General features: G+C 61.3%; 18 protein-coding genes and 2 tRNA genes. 13 read left to right on the top strand and 7 right to left on the bottom strand.

Translation table 11 applies throughout. The features are described 5' to 3' along the window. The first annotated feature begins 501 nt into the window (after positions 1-501). From NKG60_RS12785 to NKG60_RS12775, 3 genes are all read left to right on the top strand, one after another. A complete protein-coding gene (locus tag NKG60_RS12785; RefSeq protein ID WP_352664088.1) occupies positions 502-1,029 on the top strand; it encodes a hypothetical protein in 528 nt (175 codons plus the stop codon). Between the two features lie 265 nt (positions 1,030-1,294). Beyond that, positions 1,295-1,552 carry a hypothetical protein gene (locus tag NKG60_RS12780; protein ID WP_352664090.1) on the top strand — a complete coding sequence of 86 codons (258 nt, stop codon included), beginning with the start codon at positions 1,295-1,297 and terminating at the stop codon, positions 1,550-1,552. A gap of 83 nt (positions 1,553-1,635) precedes the next feature. After that, positions 1,636-2,229, top strand: a complete 594-nt coding sequence (locus NKG60_RS12775; protein WP_352974976.1) for an SOS response-associated peptidase — start codon at positions 1,636-1,638, stop codon at positions 2,227-2,229. Between the two features lie 98 nt (positions 2,230-2,327). Here the strand turns inward: NKG60_RS12775 and NKG60_RS12770 are convergent, their stop codons facing one another. The 3 genes from NKG60_RS12770 to NKG60_RS12755 form a co-directional block, all read right to left on the bottom strand. Further along, positions 2,328-2,873: a group I truncated hemoglobin gene (locus tag NKG60_RS12770; protein ID WP_352664094.1), complete on the bottom strand. Its 546-nt coding sequence runs from the start codon at positions 2,871-2,873 to the stop codon at positions 2,328-2,330. 984 nt (positions 2,874-3,857) lie between these two features. Next, on the bottom strand, positions 3,858-4,649 hold the full coding sequence (locus tag NKG60_RS12765) for a DUF1194 domain-containing protein (RefSeq protein WP_352488279.1): 792 nt from the start codon (positions 4,647-4,649) through the stop codon (positions 3,858-3,860). A 777-nt stretch (positions 4,650-5,426) separates the two neighbouring features. After that, a tRNA-Thr gene (locus tag NKG60_RS12755) sits at positions 5,427-5,501 on the bottom strand. Positions 5,502-5,673: 172 nt separating this feature from the next. Here NKG60_RS12755 and NKG60_RS12750 point away from each other — a divergent pair. The 10 genes from NKG60_RS12750 to NKG60_RS12705 all read left to right on the top strand — a co-directional run bounded on the left by NKG60_RS12750 (position 5,674) and on the right by NKG60_RS12705 (position 11,648). Next, on the top strand, positions 5,674-5,880 hold the full coding sequence (locus NKG60_RS12750) for a hypothetical protein (protein WP_352664096.1): 207 nt from the start codon (positions 5,674-5,676) through the stop codon (positions 5,878-5,880). 158 nt (positions 5,881-6,038) lie between these two features. Continuing rightward, complete coding sequence (gene murA / locus NKG60_RS12745; protein WP_352664098.1) at positions 6,039-7,331, top strand: UDP-N-acetylglucosamine 1-carboxyvinyltransferase; 1,293 nt, start codon at positions 6,039-6,041, stop codon at positions 7,329-7,331. Between the two features lie 93 nt (positions 7,332-7,424). Further along, positions 7,425-7,859, top strand: coding sequence for a DUF2948 family protein (locus tag NKG60_RS12740; RefSeq protein ID WP_352488277.1), 435 nt, complete (start codon positions 7,425-7,427; stop codon positions 7,857-7,859). A 4-nt stretch (positions 7,860-7,863) separates the two neighbouring features. Beyond that, positions 7,864-9,156, top strand: coding sequence for a histidinol dehydrogenase (gene hisD, locus NKG60_RS12735; RefSeq protein ID WP_352664100.1), 1,293 nt, complete (start codon positions 7,864-7,866; stop codon positions 9,154-9,156). Positions 9,157-9,158: 2 nt separating this feature from the next. Next, complete coding sequence (locus NKG60_RS12730; RefSeq protein ID WP_292663977.1) at positions 9,159-9,644, top strand: UPF0262 family protein; 486 nt, start codon at positions 9,159-9,161, stop codon at positions 9,642-9,644. A 1-nt stretch (position 9,645) separates the two neighbouring features. Next, positions 9,646-10,113, top strand: a complete 468-nt coding sequence (locus NKG60_RS12725) for an arsenate-mycothiol transferase ArsC (RefSeq protein ID WP_292663983.1) — start codon at positions 9,646-9,648, stop codon at positions 10,111-10,113. A gap of 89 nt (positions 10,114-10,202) precedes the next feature. Beyond that, entirely contained in the window at positions 10,203-10,421 is a 219-nt protein-coding gene (gene infA, locus NKG60_RS12720; protein ID WP_006200926.1) for a translation initiation factor IF-1, read from the top strand. 25 nt (positions 10,422-10,446) lie between these two features. Then, entirely contained in the window at positions 10,447-11,076 is a 630-nt protein-coding gene (locus NKG60_RS12715) for a Maf-like protein (protein WP_352664102.1), read from the top strand. Beyond that, positions 11,073-11,264 carry a DNA gyrase inhibitor YacG gene (gene yacG / locus NKG60_RS12710; RefSeq protein ID WP_352488273.1) on the top strand — a complete coding sequence of 64 codons (192 nt, stop codon included), beginning with the start codon at positions 11,073-11,075 and terminating at the stop codon, positions 11,262-11,264. The genes NKG60_RS12715 and yacG overlap by 4 nt, the downstream gene beginning before the upstream one ends. Positions 11,265-11,572: 308 nt before the next feature. Then, positions 11,573-11,648 (top strand) — tRNA-Phe (locus NKG60_RS12705). A 201-nt stretch (positions 11,649-11,849) separates the two neighbouring features. Here the strand turns inward: NKG60_RS12705 and NKG60_RS12700 are convergent. The 4 genes from NKG60_RS12700 to ggt all read right to left on the bottom strand — a co-directional run bounded on the left by NKG60_RS12700 (position 11,850) and on the right by ggt (position 15,922). Continuing rightward, entirely contained in the window at positions 11,850-12,668 is an 819-nt protein-coding gene (locus tag NKG60_RS12700) for a class I SAM-dependent DNA methyltransferase (protein ID WP_352664104.1), read from the bottom strand. A gap of 13 nt (positions 12,669-12,681) precedes the next feature. Then, positions 12,682-13,437 (bottom strand): AAA family ATPase, encoded by a 756-nt coding sequence (locus NKG60_RS12695; protein WP_352664106.1) that lies wholly within the window; start codon positions 13,435-13,437, stop codon positions 12,682-12,684. Then, the gene (locus NKG60_RS12690; RefSeq protein ID WP_352866254.1) at positions 13,434-13,889 is read right to left on the bottom strand and encodes a hypothetical protein; all 456 of its coding nucleotides are present in this window, start codon (positions 13,887-13,889) and stop codon (positions 13,434-13,436) included. The genes NKG60_RS12695 and NKG60_RS12690 overlap by 4 nt, the downstream gene beginning before the upstream one ends. A 440-nt stretch (positions 13,890-14,329) precedes the next feature. Continuing rightward, a complete protein-coding gene (gene ggt, locus NKG60_RS12685) occupies positions 14,330-15,922 on the bottom strand; it encodes a gamma-glutamyltransferase (RefSeq protein ID WP_352664110.1) in 1,593 nt (530 codons plus the stop codon). Between the last annotated feature and the right edge of the window lie 11 nt (positions 15,923-15,933).

The following is a 15,933-nucleotide window of genomic DNA, read 5'->3' as shown; positions in this document are numbered from 1 at the left end:
CTGCCCATCACCCGGCAAATGTGCGTCGCCCGCCGTGCCGACTGGTGCGGCGGGCTCTTTCGACAGCAAGGCCCGCGAGGAACCTTTAGCCATATCTAATGTTCTACATGCGTGGCGGGCTTCGCCTCGGCGTGCGCCCAGCCCGTAGGCGAAGGAGCGTAATGATGAACAACATTATCTGGCTGGTCGGCGCCATTGTGATCGTAATCGCCATTTTGAGCTTTTTGGGTCTGCGGTAGCGTCCTAGCCCTCTCTTCGACCTCTTCGCCTCGGCAGCGGCTCCCCCGCCGGCATGGCCTCGCTGTCCGTTGCACTCAAGCAGGTCAGACTTAGGTCCCAAGCAAAATACTCCAGGATTGGACCGAAGCCCCGGCTGAGGAACGTAGCCCGCCGGCTCACGTTGTGGTGAGCTTTGGCGCGACGAAGATGCGTCCGGGCGGAGAGTTCAAAGCCAGGGAGGAGAGGCCCGACGCTCCGAACGAGCTTCGGGCCTGGCCGTAAATGCAAACGATCAGCAGACTGTTCAATTCCCATGCCCAGGCAGCACGTGCCGTTGCCAGGCTTCAGGCCGCCGGGATTCGCCGCCGCCAGATCAGCGTCGTCGGATCTTACAACGACAACGATGAACCGATCAGCGTTGCTGGATATTACGATGATGAGGTGAGCGTTCTCTGGCGGGGTGCGGTTGCTGGTGCCGCACTTGGCGCGACGGCTGGTCTGTTGGCCGGTTTCAGTGCTTTTGGAGCTCAAGACATTGATCCTGCGGGCATGACCGGGATGGCCCTGGTCGGTGCGGCGTGGGGCGGCTTTGCCGGCGTGCTTCTCGGAACTTTTGCCGATTTCGCCCAGAAGCCGCGCAAGCCGAAGATCGCACAGGGTGTCGTACTGGTGATGGCACGCGTCGATGAAAGGCAGGCCAGCGCCGCGCATACGGTGCTCCGGAGTTTCGCGGAGATGCCTTCCGGGCCGATGAAGAGGAGCACTTTGCCGAATTCAAGCCGGCTCCGCGTCCGATCTGGTGCCCGATGAAGTTTGTTTCGCGAAACAGGAATTCAAACCGGAGGCGCCCGACGAAAGCTTGGCAAACCAACACTTTGGAAGCATGCGGGCTACTTGCCGTCGTGCTGTCCTTTATTCTTACCGTTCTGTTGGTTGGTCTCATCCTTGGCTGAACCCATGCCCTTGCCACCGGCGACACTATGCCCGGCAATTGGCGAAGGTTGTGGCGAGTTCGAAGGATTAAACCATTCGTGCTAAGCGTTAATAGCTTGTCGCCATAGGAGAGGACGCCAACGTGGACAAACGGGCTGAAGGAGACGCGGAGAAATTGGCTCGAGGCGAGTTCGAGCTCAAAGCCGAACGATATGGCGTGAACGCCTTTCTTCTCGTTGTCGAACTTGTAAATCTGCTGGAGAAGCGCGGAACGATCAGCAGCGACGACGTCGCGAAAATAGCCGAGGCCGCCGCACTTGCCGTTGCCGCATCCAGCGAACCCGACGTGAGCAGCATCAATCTGTTGCAGGCCATCGCTGCCGCACGCCGGCCCAAATAGGCTTATAATCAAATCCGCCGGCAATCAGCGCCAACAAGCGCCATATATTGAACTGATCTCGATCGAGCGTGCGGAGCCATTCCATGTGCAATGACTACGAGCAGCACATCGCCTGGGCCGAGTATTGCCGGATGATGAAATCGCTGGCGCTCAATATCCCCAGTCATCAAACCGAACTGGATCTGCCGCAGGCGGATGACATCCACATCAACGATCCCGCCCCGGTAATGCGGGCTGCCTGCGACGCAATCGAACTGGCGTCGATGACGTTCGGCTTTCCTCCGGCCGGACCAAAAGGCGGACCTGTGTTCAACTTTCGCTCGGAGGGCCGGCAGTTCGGCAACAGCAAGCGCTGTCTCGTTCCCGCGTCGGCATTCTTCGAATTCACGGGAACGAAATATCCAAAGACCAAGCACAGGTTCTCGCTGAATGGCCATTCGTTCATGGCAATTGCCGGGCTGTGGCGCGAGGGTGTCGGCAACAAGCCGCCGACGTTCACGATGCTGACGAGCGAGCCAGGCCCGGATGTCGCGCCATATCACAACCGGCAAGTGGTTGTGCTGCGGCCATCGGACTGGGCGGCGTGGATCCACCTGACGAGGTCCGAGGCTGAACTCCTGCGACCGCTGCCGGAAGGGTCGCTCCAAGTGGAGACAGCTCGGGCAGGTTCGGAGTAGGAACCATCGGGATAATTGCCCGCTGAGCTGCGGCCGCGCTGCATAGTCACAGCGACGCGCGCCATGCTCAGAACGGATGCCCGCACGATATAAGCGCTTCAGCCCCGCTTGACGTAGCCGGCGGTGACCTCGTCCTTGTGGGCGGCGAAAGCTTCCAGGACTTCGGTTTTCTCAGGCTTCGGAATTTTGAAGTGATCCAGGGTCCGCCCGAGTTCCGCTGCGACCTCATCGAATTCCGCTGGGGAGATCCGCAGGTCGCGATGCGCTTCCTCGAGGCCGAGCGGCGTCGCGCCGGGCTTGGTGGCGACGAACTTGAAGGGCCCACCGGAAACGTCGCAGACCCACAGCGTGCGCATGAACTTGAGGCCGGGCAACCTTTCAAGGTTCTTGGTGTGCCATTTGCGCAATTGCGGGTTCTTGGACTTCTGGCCGACGATGGGGTTCTTCACGACGGCGTCGCTGAAATGATCGATCACCGCTGCGATGGCGAACACACCCCCCAGTCGCTCATACAGACTTTTCTCGGATGTGGTTTTCTTCGTCTGGGCGAGCGCCTTGTCGGCAGGCAATACCGACGTTGATGCGGCGGCCAGCGCCAGCCCGGCGACAACACTTCGTCTCGTGAAAGAGGCCGAAATTTTCATCCCTGGTTCCCTTCGAGGTTAGGCCAGAGCAAGCCGCAGCCTGACTGGCGGGCTTCATGAAGTGACATTCGGACACTTTTCCATATTTAGCATCGTCTAAGGAACTAACGAGTCCTTCGCCCGAATTATTCCGATGGACGGCGTTCTCACGGTCCGCGGAAAAGGGCGAAGGCCGCGCGGATGAGGAAGGCTTAAGCACGCGTCGCGGCACGCGGCAGAGGGCATCTGACTTGCTCATTGAGCCAGCAAGATCGACAGGGCCGCCGATGCGGCCGAAGCGGCCGACCAAACGGCTGTGCCAAAGCGGGACCAGACCAATTCGCCTCGGAACGCCGCCAGGCTAGTGCGCCTTCTCTGTGCCTTTTGAGCGACGAAGAGACCTAACTTCCTCCAGCAGTTCGCGCTCATTGGTAGTCACGTTTCGGAAGATTGCGACAATCATCACCGCCAAGGCTTCGGCATCCAGGCTTAGAGGGTCAATGCGTTCATCTGCGCAAACCTGATCAAACACGCGTTCACAAATAGCCAAATCGTGAGGGCTGAGGCGAGTGCGATTGAAACGCCGGCGCGACATTTGCGAGCCTTCGAGGCCCGCTGCCCGTGGAAAAGAGGCGGGTCTTGGCAAGAAACGCGAGGGTTGAGTGATTGTTCCCGGCTGCAAGCTTTGTTACGCCGCCTGCGGCAGGGGCAGACCAGATGCTTTCCCACCTCGACCTTGGCATTTTCCTGGCATGGCGAGATGCTTGGCACCTCAGGCATTTTCGAGCGCCCGCCCGAACGGCTCTGGCTGCCATGCGCGGACTGATTTTGGACGGCTGGACCGTTGGACTCACGTCAGACACAGTAGTCTGGGCAAGACTGCTTCGAACCCTAAACGGGGCCGTCGACTACCGTTTTGCTTCGAGATCAGCGTGGCCGATTTTTGGACCGCCCCAAAATCGCTCGAACCTTTCTTAGCTTCGTCGGGCAGACTGCAGGATCCGTCTAAGAACGTGCTTTGCCGGAGGCGGAACTCACTTCTCGAATTAACTTCCTGATTATTGCCGATTGAAAGGCAGCGGCACTGTCGGCGGGAATGACGAACGAGCCGGGTCCTCCGATCACGTGCCTCGAATAATATTCCGTCGTCGTCTCACCATTTTCAACGTCAGCGCCTATTGGAAGGCCATTAATTACAATGGCTTTCTGGAGTGCTCTCTGACGGCTGTCCTCGACGGACGTTCCGTCATTGTTTGATCCGTCGCCTGAAATATCGATGATTCTGCGCAACGTTGGGACAGGCAGTTTGTCAAAGGCGTCCACAGAGGCGTCGATCGCGTATGAGATCGACGTATTCGATCCGCGCGGACCAGATCGTCGCCTTTCCGACTTCTTCCGGAGTGCCTCAGCGATGACGGCCGCATCATTTGCATCGGAAAGAATGGTCCAGCCCACCCTGGTTTCCAAGGAGCCGCGGCTCGACCATTCGACAAAGGTGACGGCGATCTTGCCGTGCACACCCTCTTTGATCACGTTAAGCACGGTTGCTGATTCCAAAGCAGCGGCATAGCTCTCGCGCTGTAGCTTGGCCTCTATGTGGTTGATGGAGCCGGACATGTCGGCCGCAAGAACGATTGCGACGTCGACTTCGTTAATCGGATCGTCAAAGACAACCTTCTCGCGATTTTCATCAGGAGAGAGACCGTTCGTATAAGGATTAGCGTGAGTATACTGGACAGAGACCAGCACAATTTTCAGCAATCCTGCGACCAGTGCGCTAAAGGATAGGACATGCATCTGCCATCTATCCTCATGAGCTTATGAAACTCTGGGGGGCGGTTGATCGCTGACTTCTATTAATTCTGAAGGGAACTCAAGTAGTTGAGATAAAAGGGGGTTACTCTCCTAACATTAGCTTTCTCTATATTAGCTGTGACTATTTCAAAAGTCAACAAAATGGAGGGAGAGACACGGGGTAGGCAGCATGCCGGAGCGGAACGCGAGAACGGCTGCACAGGAGGACGCTCCAGCATCTTTTTATTAGCTAGTGCTAATTAGCAGGCATATGATCTTCAACATGTGGCCGAAGCGGCAACCGGAAAAGGGAATGGCGCGGCGCCGAGCCACTGCCGCGGTCGTCCTTGCGGCACTTTCGTCGCCAGGGTTTTTGGTTCCCTCGAGGGCGCATGATGCCCCGTCCGGCTGGGGCTATCCGCCGGCCTGCTGTCACGGCGACGCGGAACACGGCGAGTGTCAGCGAATCCCAGCGCGGGCGGTTCATGTTCGTCCCGGTGGCTGGGTTGTCATCCTGAGGCCTGGGGATCATCGGAAGATCACGCGGCAGCAGCGATTTGCCTTCATCCGACCGAAGAGCATGAGAACTGTTTTCTTGCACCGCCCGATGCCATGTGACCCGGGAGCGGCGCTGCGTCCGAAAAATCGCGAGATGCGGGAACGGCGCTGCAAGCCGGGTCCAGGAGCATGCTGGGTCGGCGCCCTAAAGGCCGCAATTACACGGCGAGTCAAAGGGCAATGAAATTCAGGCGCAACACAAATCCTCGGTGACCGAAAATCTGGTGCTGCGAGAGAGGATTGAACTCTCGACCTCTCCCTTACCAAGGGAGTGCTCTACCACTGAGCTACCGCAGCCGCCGATGGCGGGGCTTCTGCCATATCGAACCGGCAAGCGCAAGGCCAAGACAGGGGCACAAAACGGGGCCGGGTTGAAAGGCCGCACCGGTCGATCGTTGCGGACATGGCCGTGCCACAATGTTGGCTATCCCTTGATCCGCACCGGCGGGTCGCCGGCCGGGACGGAACGATGAACGGCAAGACAGTTTCTCCGAACAAGGATGGACCACCGGAGAAGGATGGTTCAGCGAAAAAGGCCGGAACGGGCCGCAAGGATCGGCTGGCCGAGCAGCTGCGCGCCAACCTGCAGAAGCGCAAGGCGCAATCGCGCTCGCGAAGGACCGGCGACGCCGACGAGCGGCCGGAGGGGCTGCAGGCGGCGATGAAAAAAGATTAACGCGAATCGGCTATGTTTATCGCCGGTACTTTGGCCAAAGTCGGCGTGGGCCAAAGTGGGGAGTAGCCTGTTTCTTGAACCAAGCCGGCCAATGGTCTAGACGGCCGCAACAGACTCAACCGATTTAAACCGGCCTTTGCGCCGAGGGGACGCTCTTCATGGATCGCATCAGAATTGTCGGCGGCAATAAGCTTGCCGGAAGCATCCCGATCTCGGGCGCCAAAAACGCCGCGCTGCCGCTGATGATCGCCTCGCTTTTGACGGACGACACGCTGACGCTGGAAAACGTGCCGCATCTGGCCGATGTCGAGCAGCTGATCCGCATCCTCGGCAATCACGGCGTCGACTATTCGGTCAATGGACGCCGCGAAAAGCAGCAGGAAGGCTATTCGCGAACCATCACTTTCTCCGCCCGTAACATCGTCGACACGACGGCGCCTTACGAGCTGGTGTCGAAGATGCGGGCCTCGTTCTGGGTGATCGGCCCGCTGCTGGCCCGCATGGGCGAGGCCAAGGTGTCGCTGCCCGGCGGTTGCGCCATCGGCACGCGCCCGGTCGACCTGTTCCTGGAAGGTCTGCAGGCGCTGGGCGCCGATATCGATGTCGACACCGGCTACGTCATCGCCAAAACCAGGAACGGCAGGCTTGTCGGAAACCGTTATGTGTTCCCGAAAGTCTCGGTCGGCGCCACCCATGTGTTGATGATGGCGGCCTCTCTGGCCAAGGGCGAGACGGTGCTCGAAAATGCCGCCCGCGAGCCCGAGATCGTCAACCTCGCCGAATGCCTCAATGCCATGGGCGCGAAGATCTCCGGCGCCGGTACGGCGACCATCACCATCGACGGCGTCGAGGCGCTGTCGGGCGCCCGTGTCAGGGTGATCCCCGATCGTATCGAGACCGGCACCTATGCGATGGCGGTGGCGATGACCGGCGGCGACGTCGTGCTGGAAGGCGCCCGGCCCGACCTGTTGCAGACGGCGCTCGACATCATCTCGCAGACGGGCGCTGAGATCACGCAGACCAATTCCGGTATCCGCGTCAGGCGCAACGGCGCCGGCATTTCGCCGGTCGACGTGACGACGGCCCCCTTCCCGGCTTTCCCGACCGATCTGCAGGCGCAGTTCATGGGCCTGATGACGATGGCCAAGGGCAAGTCGCGCATCACCGAGACGATCTTCGAAAACCGCTTCATGCACGTCCAGGAACTCGCCCGGCTCGGCGCCCACATCACGCTGTCCGGCCAGACGGCGATCGTCGAGGGCGTCGCGAAGCTGAAGGGCGCGCCGGTCATGGCGACCGACCTTCGCGCCTCGGTGTCGCTGGTCATCGCCGGCCTTGCGGCCGAAGGCGAAACCACGGTCAACCGCGTCTACCACCTCGACCGCGGCTTCGAGCGGCTGGAGGAAAAGCTGTCCGGCTGCGGCGCGGAGATCGAGCGCATTTCGGGCTAGAGCCTTTCCGCAAGGCTTGCGGTCCGGTTGCGCGCATCGCCAAGACCGCCTAACAGAAGGCCAAATGTAAACCTTCGCAGGTGCGAATTCCGCATGAATGGCCTCAAGCTTGTCGCACTCGACGATCAGGATCTGAGCATCATCTCGGCGCATGTCCAGGATGCTGTCATGAAGGTCAGCGATCTCGAATACCTGCCTTCGGTAAAGCGCTTCGTGCTGACCATGAACCGCTTCGTCTGGGAGGCGAAATCCGGCTTCTTCCGCCAGCACAATGAGCGGCGGCAGGCGGTGCTGCATTTCGACCGGGTGCTCGGCGCCAAGACCAGCGGCATTGCCCGCGACAAGCCCGACGAAGTGCTGTCGCTGCTGGCGATCAGCTTTCTCGCGCTCGACAAGCCGGCCGGCATCGTCGAGCTGATCTTTTCGGGCGGCGGCACAATCATGCTCGACGTCGAATGCATCGAGGCACGGCTTGCCGATGTCGGCGGCGCCTGGGAAGCGACGTCGCGCCCGGTCCACAGGGTTTGAGCCGATGGCCGTCACGCTTCGCCAATCCGACCCCGATTTCGAGCAGCGCTTTGCCGCGTTCCTGCTGACCAAACGGGAAGTCTCGGCCGATGTCGACGCCGTGGTGCGCGAGATCATCGCCAAGGTGCGCGCCGAGGGTGACGCGGCGCTTATCGGGTACACGCAGAAGTTCGGCGGCGGCGACCTGGCCAGGCTCGGCATCGCCGTCTCCAGGGATGACATTGCCAGGGCCTACCAAGCCGCCGATCCGCAGACGGTCGAAGCGCTGAAATTCGCGCGCGAGCGCATACGCTCCCATCACCAGCGGCAGCTGCCGCAGGACGACCGCTACACCGATGCCGCCGGCGTCGAGCTCGGCTCGCGCTGGACGGCGATCGAGGCCGTCGGGCTCTACGTGCCGGGCGGTACGGCGAGCTATCCAAGCTCGGTGCTGATGAATGCCGTGCCGGCCAAGGTCGCCGGCGTCGAGCGCATCGCCATGGTGGTGCCGGCCACCGACGGCGAGGTGCCGCCGCTGGTGCTGGTGGCGGCCGACCTTGCCGGCGTCTCCGAAATCTACCGCGTCGGCGGCGCCCAGGCGATCGCGGCCCTTGCCTATGGCACCGAGACGATAAAGCCGGTCGCCAAGATCGTCGGCCCCGGCAATGCCTATGTCGCTGCGGCCAAACGCCAGGTGTTCGGCACGGTCGGCATCGACATGATCGCCGGGCCGTCGGAAGTGCTGGTCGTCGCCGACGGCAGCAACGATCCCGACTGGATCGCCGCCGACCTGCTCGCCCAGGCCGAACATGACGTGTCGGCGCAGTCGATACTGATCACCAACGACCGTGCCTTTGGCGCAGCGGTCGAACAGGCAGTCGAACGCCAATTACAGAACCTGCCGCGCCGAGAAACGGCGGCGGCGAGCTGGCGCGATTTCGGCGCCATAGTCCTGGTGCCGACGATCGAGGCAGCACTGCCGCTGGTCGACCGCATCGCGGCCGAACATGTCGAGCTTGCCATCGACGACCCCGAGGCCTTCCTGGCGCGGATGCGCAATGCCGGCGCGGTGTTTCTCGGCCGCCACACGCCGGAAGCCATTGGCGACTATGTCGCCGGCTCCAACCACGTGCTGCCGACGGCGCGCTCGGCGCGCTTTTCGTCCGGGCTTTCGGTGCTCGATTTCGTCAAGCGCACGTCGATCCTGAAGCTCGGGCCGGAGCAGTTGCGGGCACTGGCGCCGGCGGCGATCACGCTGGCCAAGGCGGAAGGCCTCGATGCACATGGACGCTCCGTCGCCATCCGGCTGAACATGTAGAAATGTCCGACTACGACCAAACCCGCGCCAGGCTGATCGATGTCGAGCTCGACGAGACGATCGGCCGCTCGACGCCTGATGTCGAGCATGAGCGGGCGGTGGCGATCTTCGACCTGATCGAGGAGAACCGCTTCCAGCCGGTCAATGACGACGGCGCCGGGCCGTACCGGCTGAAACTGTCGCTGGCCGAGTCCCGGCTGGTGTTCGCGGTGGCGCGAGAGGACGGCGCCGCCGTGGTCACCCACATCCTGTCGCTGACGCCGCTTCGGCGGATCGTCAAGGACTACTACATGATCTGCGAAAGCTATTACGATGCCATCCGCACCGCGACGCCCAGCCACATCGAGGCGATCGACATGGGCCGGCGCGGCCTGCACAATGAAGGCTCGCAGACGCTGATGGACCGGCTTGCCGGCAAGATCGAGATTGACTTCGACACGGCGCGCCGGCTGTTCACGCTGGTTTGCGTGCTGCACTGGCGAGGCTGAACTGGCTGCCCCGCTGCCCCGCCCGATCCTGCCCCGCTCGATCCTGTTTGTCTGCGGCATGAACGCCGTGCGCTCGCCGATGGCCGAATTGCTGGCGCGCAAGGTGCTTCCGCCCACCACCTTCGTCGCCTCGGCAGGAGTGCGCGGCGGCGAACGCGATCCGTTCGTCGATGCCGTGCTGGCCGAAGAAGGGCTGTCGCTTGGCGAACGGCACCCGAGAACGATGGACGACCTCGAGGACGACTATTTCGATCTGATCGTGACGCTGGCGCCGGAAGCTCACCACACCGCGCTCGAGCTCACCCGCTCGCTGGCCGTTGAGGTCGAGTATTGGCCGATGCCCGACCCGACCGGCGTCAGCGGCACGCGCGAGCAGATCATGGCCGCCTACCGCGACGTACGCGAGCGGCTGAAGGCGCGGATCGGCCGCCGTTTTCTCGGCAACGGGGCTGAAAACGCCGCGGATTAAGCATGTTCACAAGCGGACGTTTATCATATAGGTTCCGCGCAACTTTCCGGCCGGGGCGCTGGAAGTACCCATCCAAGCAAAGGTATCGAATGCCGAAGGAAGAAGTCCTCGAGTTTCCGGGTGTCGTGACGGAACTGCTGCCCAACGCGATGTTCAGGGTCAAGCTCGAAAACGAACATGAAATCATCGCCCACACGGCCGGCCGCATGCGCAAGAACCGCATCCGCGTTTTGACCGGCGACAAGGTCCTGGTCGAGATGACGCCCTACGACCTGACCAAGGGCCGCATCACCTACCGCTTCAAGTAAGTTCAAGGACCCGGCCGGGATCGCGATGGGCATTTTGCAGAAGCTCGTGCTTGCCTCGGGTTCGCCGCGCCGGATCGAGCTGCTGCAGCAGGCCGGCATCGAGCCGGACCGTGTGTTGCCGGCCGATGTCGACGAGACGCCGCTGCGCGCCGAACACCCGCGCTCGCTGGCCAAGCGCCTGGCGACGCAGAAGGCCGAAAAGGCGCTGGCCTCGCTGAAGACCGAGACGGACTACGCGCCGAGCTTCGTGCTGGCCGCCGACACGGTGGTTGCGGTGGGGCGGCGCATCCTGCCCAAGGCCGAGACGCGCGACGACGCCGCCAACTGCCTCGGGCTTTTGTCCGGCCGTTCGCACCGCGTCTATTCGGGCATCTGCCTGATCACGCCGGGCGGCAAGCAGCGCTTGCGGCTGGTCGAGACCAGGGTCCGCTTCAAGCGGCTGCCGCGCGAGGAGATCGAGGCCTACATCGCGTCGGGAGAATGGCGCGGCAAGGCCGGCGGCTATGGCGTCCAGGGGCTTGCCGGCGCCTTCGTCGTCAAGCTTGTCGGCTCCTACACCAACGTCGTCGGCCTACCGCTCTACGAGACGGTGGCGCTTTTGAGCGGGGAAGGGTTCAAGGTGCACGCCAACTGGCTGTCGGGTGCGCGGCTATGAGCCCGGACGACAAGGTCACGCCGTTACGTCCCAAGCGGCCCTGCCCCGAATGCGGCAAGCCATCGGCGCGCGAAACCTATCCGTTCTGCTCGAAGCGCTGCAAGGACATCGACCTCAACCGGTGGCTGAAGGGGGTCTACGTCATCCCGGGTCGCGACGACGAGGACGACAACGACGACCAGAAATAGCGCCGTCCGCCTGCGGTTTTCCACAAGCTTGGGACGGTTTCGCGGCCGCGATCGTGACCGATGATCGGCCTTGCCGACTGCCTCTCGTTTCCCGCCTGAAATCAATGTCCAGGCCCTGTTCCCATCCGGATAGATCGGATGGAACAGGGTCTGGCGTTTTGTCTTTTCCGAAAACCGGATTCCACTTTTCGGGATCATGCTCTAAGCGCTGGACAGGCCGAATTCCCGTGCTATAACCCACGCGCTTTCAAGGGGTGCCGACGGCGCTTTCATGAACCCGGTGTGCAGATTGCCGCGTGCCGGAGCAGGCCCAGATAGCTCAGTTGGTAGAGCAGCGGACTGAAAATCCGCGTGTCGGTGGTTCGAATCCGCCTCTGGGCACCACTACTTCCTCATATAAAATTAATGGCTTGCGGTGTCGCCAACTTGGCGACTTACGGCATTTCATGTCGCGCCGCGTTGCGAACTGATTGAGCCAAGCGAAGCGCAGCCAAAAACGACACTCGATACTTTCCTGCCAATGGCTTCAACAAAGACCAGCCTCATGGCAAATGCTCGGTTTCAAATTTCATGTGCCCGCCGGCTTTACCGCTTTCTGGCAACCACCAGGAAATTCTGCGCAAGCCCCGCCGGAATCCTGGCACTTGCGCAGATCCTTTCAAACGGCACGATCAATATTTCGCAGAGTCTTGGCAGCAAATTCCCGGGTCGCGGCAAAAAACCGTACCCAACTATCCGCTCGACAATAAAGCCATTTGCAATGAGCATCTGCTCGTATCGTTTAATGCTCAAAGTGTGGCGGACTGTCCCTCCTGCATAACGGTTCAGAATGCGGCAGACCAGCCCTATTGGCGAGGTCGCATTCATGTGGATATTCGAGATTAGCAATCCACCTTCGTTCAAATGCGCGCTGATGGCCGACAGTGCATCCTTCCTGAGCTCATCTTCAGCATTGAGGAAGAATCTGAATGCCGTGACCACGTCGAACCTTTCGACAAGCGGAGAGAACGTAAGATCAGCGCGGACCAATCTCACGTTCTTCGGAACCCGTGCGCTAGCCAGCATAGATTGGGAGATGTCAACGCCGACGACTTCACCAAAAAATTGAGCGGCGATATTTGCTATGCGGCCTGTGCCGCATGCGAAGTCCAGGCATTTCCGGTTCGGCCCGCCGACAGGCAGGAGAGTACGTTCGACCAAAGGCTTTTCGATACCCGACCACAGAGCTGCATAGTAGCCGGACCGGAACGTGTCGGAGTAATGGGCACCGTACCCAACCGTCTGATGGCTTGCTCGGTAATCCGGACGAGCGGGTGCACGGTTCTCATGGGCGCTCCCTAACGGTCGCCACTGCGCCCGCAGAAATCTGCGAATGCCAACCAACGATCTCACCGTGAGCACCATGCAACTCGCGCCTCTAGTCTGGCCCGACGCATGCCGTCGCGGGCAATCCGTGCCCCACGATGCGCGCGACGACCTGTTCGAAATTGCGTGGGTCGAGGCCGTCGACACGCATCAGCGGCCATTTGTCTTGCAGGCATTGACCGATCTCCCTCGCGATATCCGCTTGCTTCAGGCCCCTGACCACTCCGACTTCGAGAAGGCGCTCTAGGTATGGCTGCCGCGCATACCGCTCAATGAGCCGGTGGCGCAGCGTTTCCCCGGGCGCGTCGACTTGAATGAGGAGATCCGGTCGCGGCAGGAACGTCAGGCAATTACGAACCATGTCGATACTTTGATCTCGTCCCAACAGGACGAGCGCACACAACGCCTGAACGATGCCCTCTTCGAAAATGAAGTACCCTTCTGAGGCCTGCGCCGTATTCCAGGCTTCGAAGAGCAAAACGACGTCGACCTTCAGACGCAATGCCCATATTCGACTTTTTGGAGGGATCGATGCCAAAAGCCGCGCAGCGGCCCCCTCGCTCGGCGGGGTCGAGAACAAGACCGGACTCGCGGTGGCGAGCTTGTGCACCAGACGCTGGATGCCATGGCGTGTCTCCGGGCCTTCATCCTCGACCGAATCGACTTCGCTGCCGAAAGAGACAAAATCAATCCGGCGATAGCCGTTGACGGTCTTCACACGGATGTCGTGTTTCGCCAGCTCACGGCAAAGGGCGCGGAGAAGGGTCGTCTTGCCTGCGCCCGGCGGACCGAACAACTCGATAATCATGTAGGGATCTCCCGAACAGGAAGCAGAAAGATCGGATGAAGCGAACTCGCCCGCTCCGGCGGTGTGGCGAGCGTAAATACTCTGGCATCCGCCTGGCCGAGTTGACCCCGCTCGCTGGCATCCTGCCGACGCCGCAAAAAGTTTTGGAGGAGATGCGATGCGGCGGAAGATTGCCTTTCCATGGCGTGCAGTCCCGTCTGTTGAGCCGCGACAGCGTTGCCGGTTGACGTGAGAACTTGCAATTGCTTCTCGATCGCCTGCGCTTGCGGCTGGTCGACACGCCTGTCGCTATCGAACTGGCTCGTCGCCCGTGCCATCTCCCGATCGATCGAGCGCCCCTCGGTTGCCCGTTGGTCGACGTCGGTCGTGGTGGCTTCCAGGCGTGCGAGCCTCGACGACGCCGACCCCGGCGCCTGCGCCAACACCTCCGTCGTCGCGCCGCTTGCGCCCATACATGGACCTCAGAAAGTCTCTAAAAACGCCTGGGGATCAAAGCTTACTGTGAGCGCCGAACCACACCATCATCCATCTGAATGACTGTCGGCACCACGGCACGCGCGTTTGGGCGCTGAACAGGGCAACGAGTTCAGGCCGAGCGGGCGCTTTTGGCTTGACGCGACACAAACGCGACATTCGGCCTAAAATCTGAACAATATCAATGACCGACAGCGGACTGAAAATCCGCGTGTCGGTGGTTCGAATCCGCCTCTGGGCACCATTTTTCCCTGTACGGCCCGGAGACATAGGTAACAACCTCGCGCCGATCGGCGATCGGATTGTCGATGGCGTGCAAGAATTATCTGGACCATGGCGCCAGCGACCCCTGCTCGCGGGCCAAATGTCGATGAAGAACGTCTTCGGCATCTTGGATCCCGCTTTGGCCATAACCGCTCTACAGACCGAGGGCGCAGCCGTCTTTGCGCGGTTCAGAACCGCCCAGCAGGGTCCCGTTTGCCCAGTCGATGCGAATGGCCTGCGCACCGCCGATCGGGTCCGTGGCGGGAATGATTTCGAAACCGCGCCGGCTAAGTTCAGCCGCGGTTTCGCCAGCGAGCCCGTGTTCGGCCTGGACCTTCATGGTGCCGCTGACCGGGGCGACCCGCGGCAGATCAATCGCCTCCTGCAGATCCATCCCGAAGTCGAGCACCTTCGTCAGCAGGTGCGCGTGGCCCATTGCCTGGTAGTAGCCACCCATAACGCCGAAAGGCATTTCTGCCCGGCCGCTTCTCGCAAGCATCCCGGGTATGATGGTATGCAAAGGCCGCTTGTTCGGCGCCACTGCATTGGGGTGCCTGGGGTCAAGCGAAAAGCTTTGCCCGCGATTGTGCAAGACGACACCGGAGCGTGGCGAGACCAGGCCCGAGCCAAAGCTGTCGAAGACCGAGTTGATGAAACTGACCGCATTGCGATCCTTGTCGACAACGGAAATATACACCGTGTCGCTGTGCAGCGGCATATCGAACGCGGGCAGGTCCGCGCGAGCGCGCTTTGGGTCAATCATGCCGGCCAGACGATCGGCCCAGGCATTCGACAACATGTCGGCCACCGGGACCTCGGACGCGTCGGGATCGGCGACGAGCAGGTCACGCGCGGCGTAAGCGAGGCGTGTCGCTTCGATTTCCAGGTGAAGCCGGTCGGCGGATTGCGGGTCGCCGTTGGCTTGGAAACGCGAGAGGATGTTTAGAATGAGCAGCGCGATCACACCCTGGCCATTCGGCGGACATTCGAACACATCGCAGCCTCGAAACGCCGTGCTGATCGGGGTCACGTATTCGCCTGTTGCCGAGGCGAAATCTTCGAGTGCGTGCAATCCGCCGAGCCCACGAAGATAGGCGACCATGTCTTCGGCCACAGGGCCAGTGTAGAAGGCCTCTCGTCCTTTTTCGGCGATCAGCCGCAGCGTTGCAGCCAACTCAGGCTGGCGATGCACTTCGCCAACGCGTGGTGCGCGGCCGTTTGGCAGGAAAATCCGTTTCGCCGTCACATCGGAGGCCAGAAGTTCTTCCTCCAACGCCCAGTCACGATGGACCCGCGGTGAAATGGCGTAGCCTTCCTCGGCGAAACGTATAGCGGGGGCCAGGATTTGATCGAAGGGCATGTGTCCATGATCAGCGTGCAATCTGGTCCAGGCATCGATCGCTCCCGGGATGGTGACGGAGCCAGGAGAATTGCGGGCCACCTCGGCCATGCCACGTTCGAGGAACCAGTCAATTGTGAGGGCCGCGGGTGTCCTGCCCGATCCGTTGTAGGCGATGACCTCGCCGGATCCGTTTCGCGACAGGAGAGCGAAGCAGTCGCCCCCAATGCCGGTCGAGGCTGGCTCGACGACACATTGCACTGCGCAGGCTGCGATGGCGGCATCCATGGCGTTGCCGCCGGCCGCCATGATCTCGACCGCCGTCAGGGTTGCCGACGGATGAGAGGTGGCGGCCATGGCCTCGCGTGAAACGACGACCGAGCGCGTTGGTTTCTCAAAATTTCGCATGCTATGCCCTT

Origin of the sequence: Mesorhizobium sp. M1428 (genome assembly GCF_040317515.1) — a bacterium.
GTDB lineage: Bacteria > Pseudomonadota > Alphaproteobacteria > Rhizobiales > Rhizobiaceae > Mesorhizobium.
Note: the sequence above shows the minus strand (reverse complement) of the source record. Positions and strands in the feature narration are given on the sequence as shown.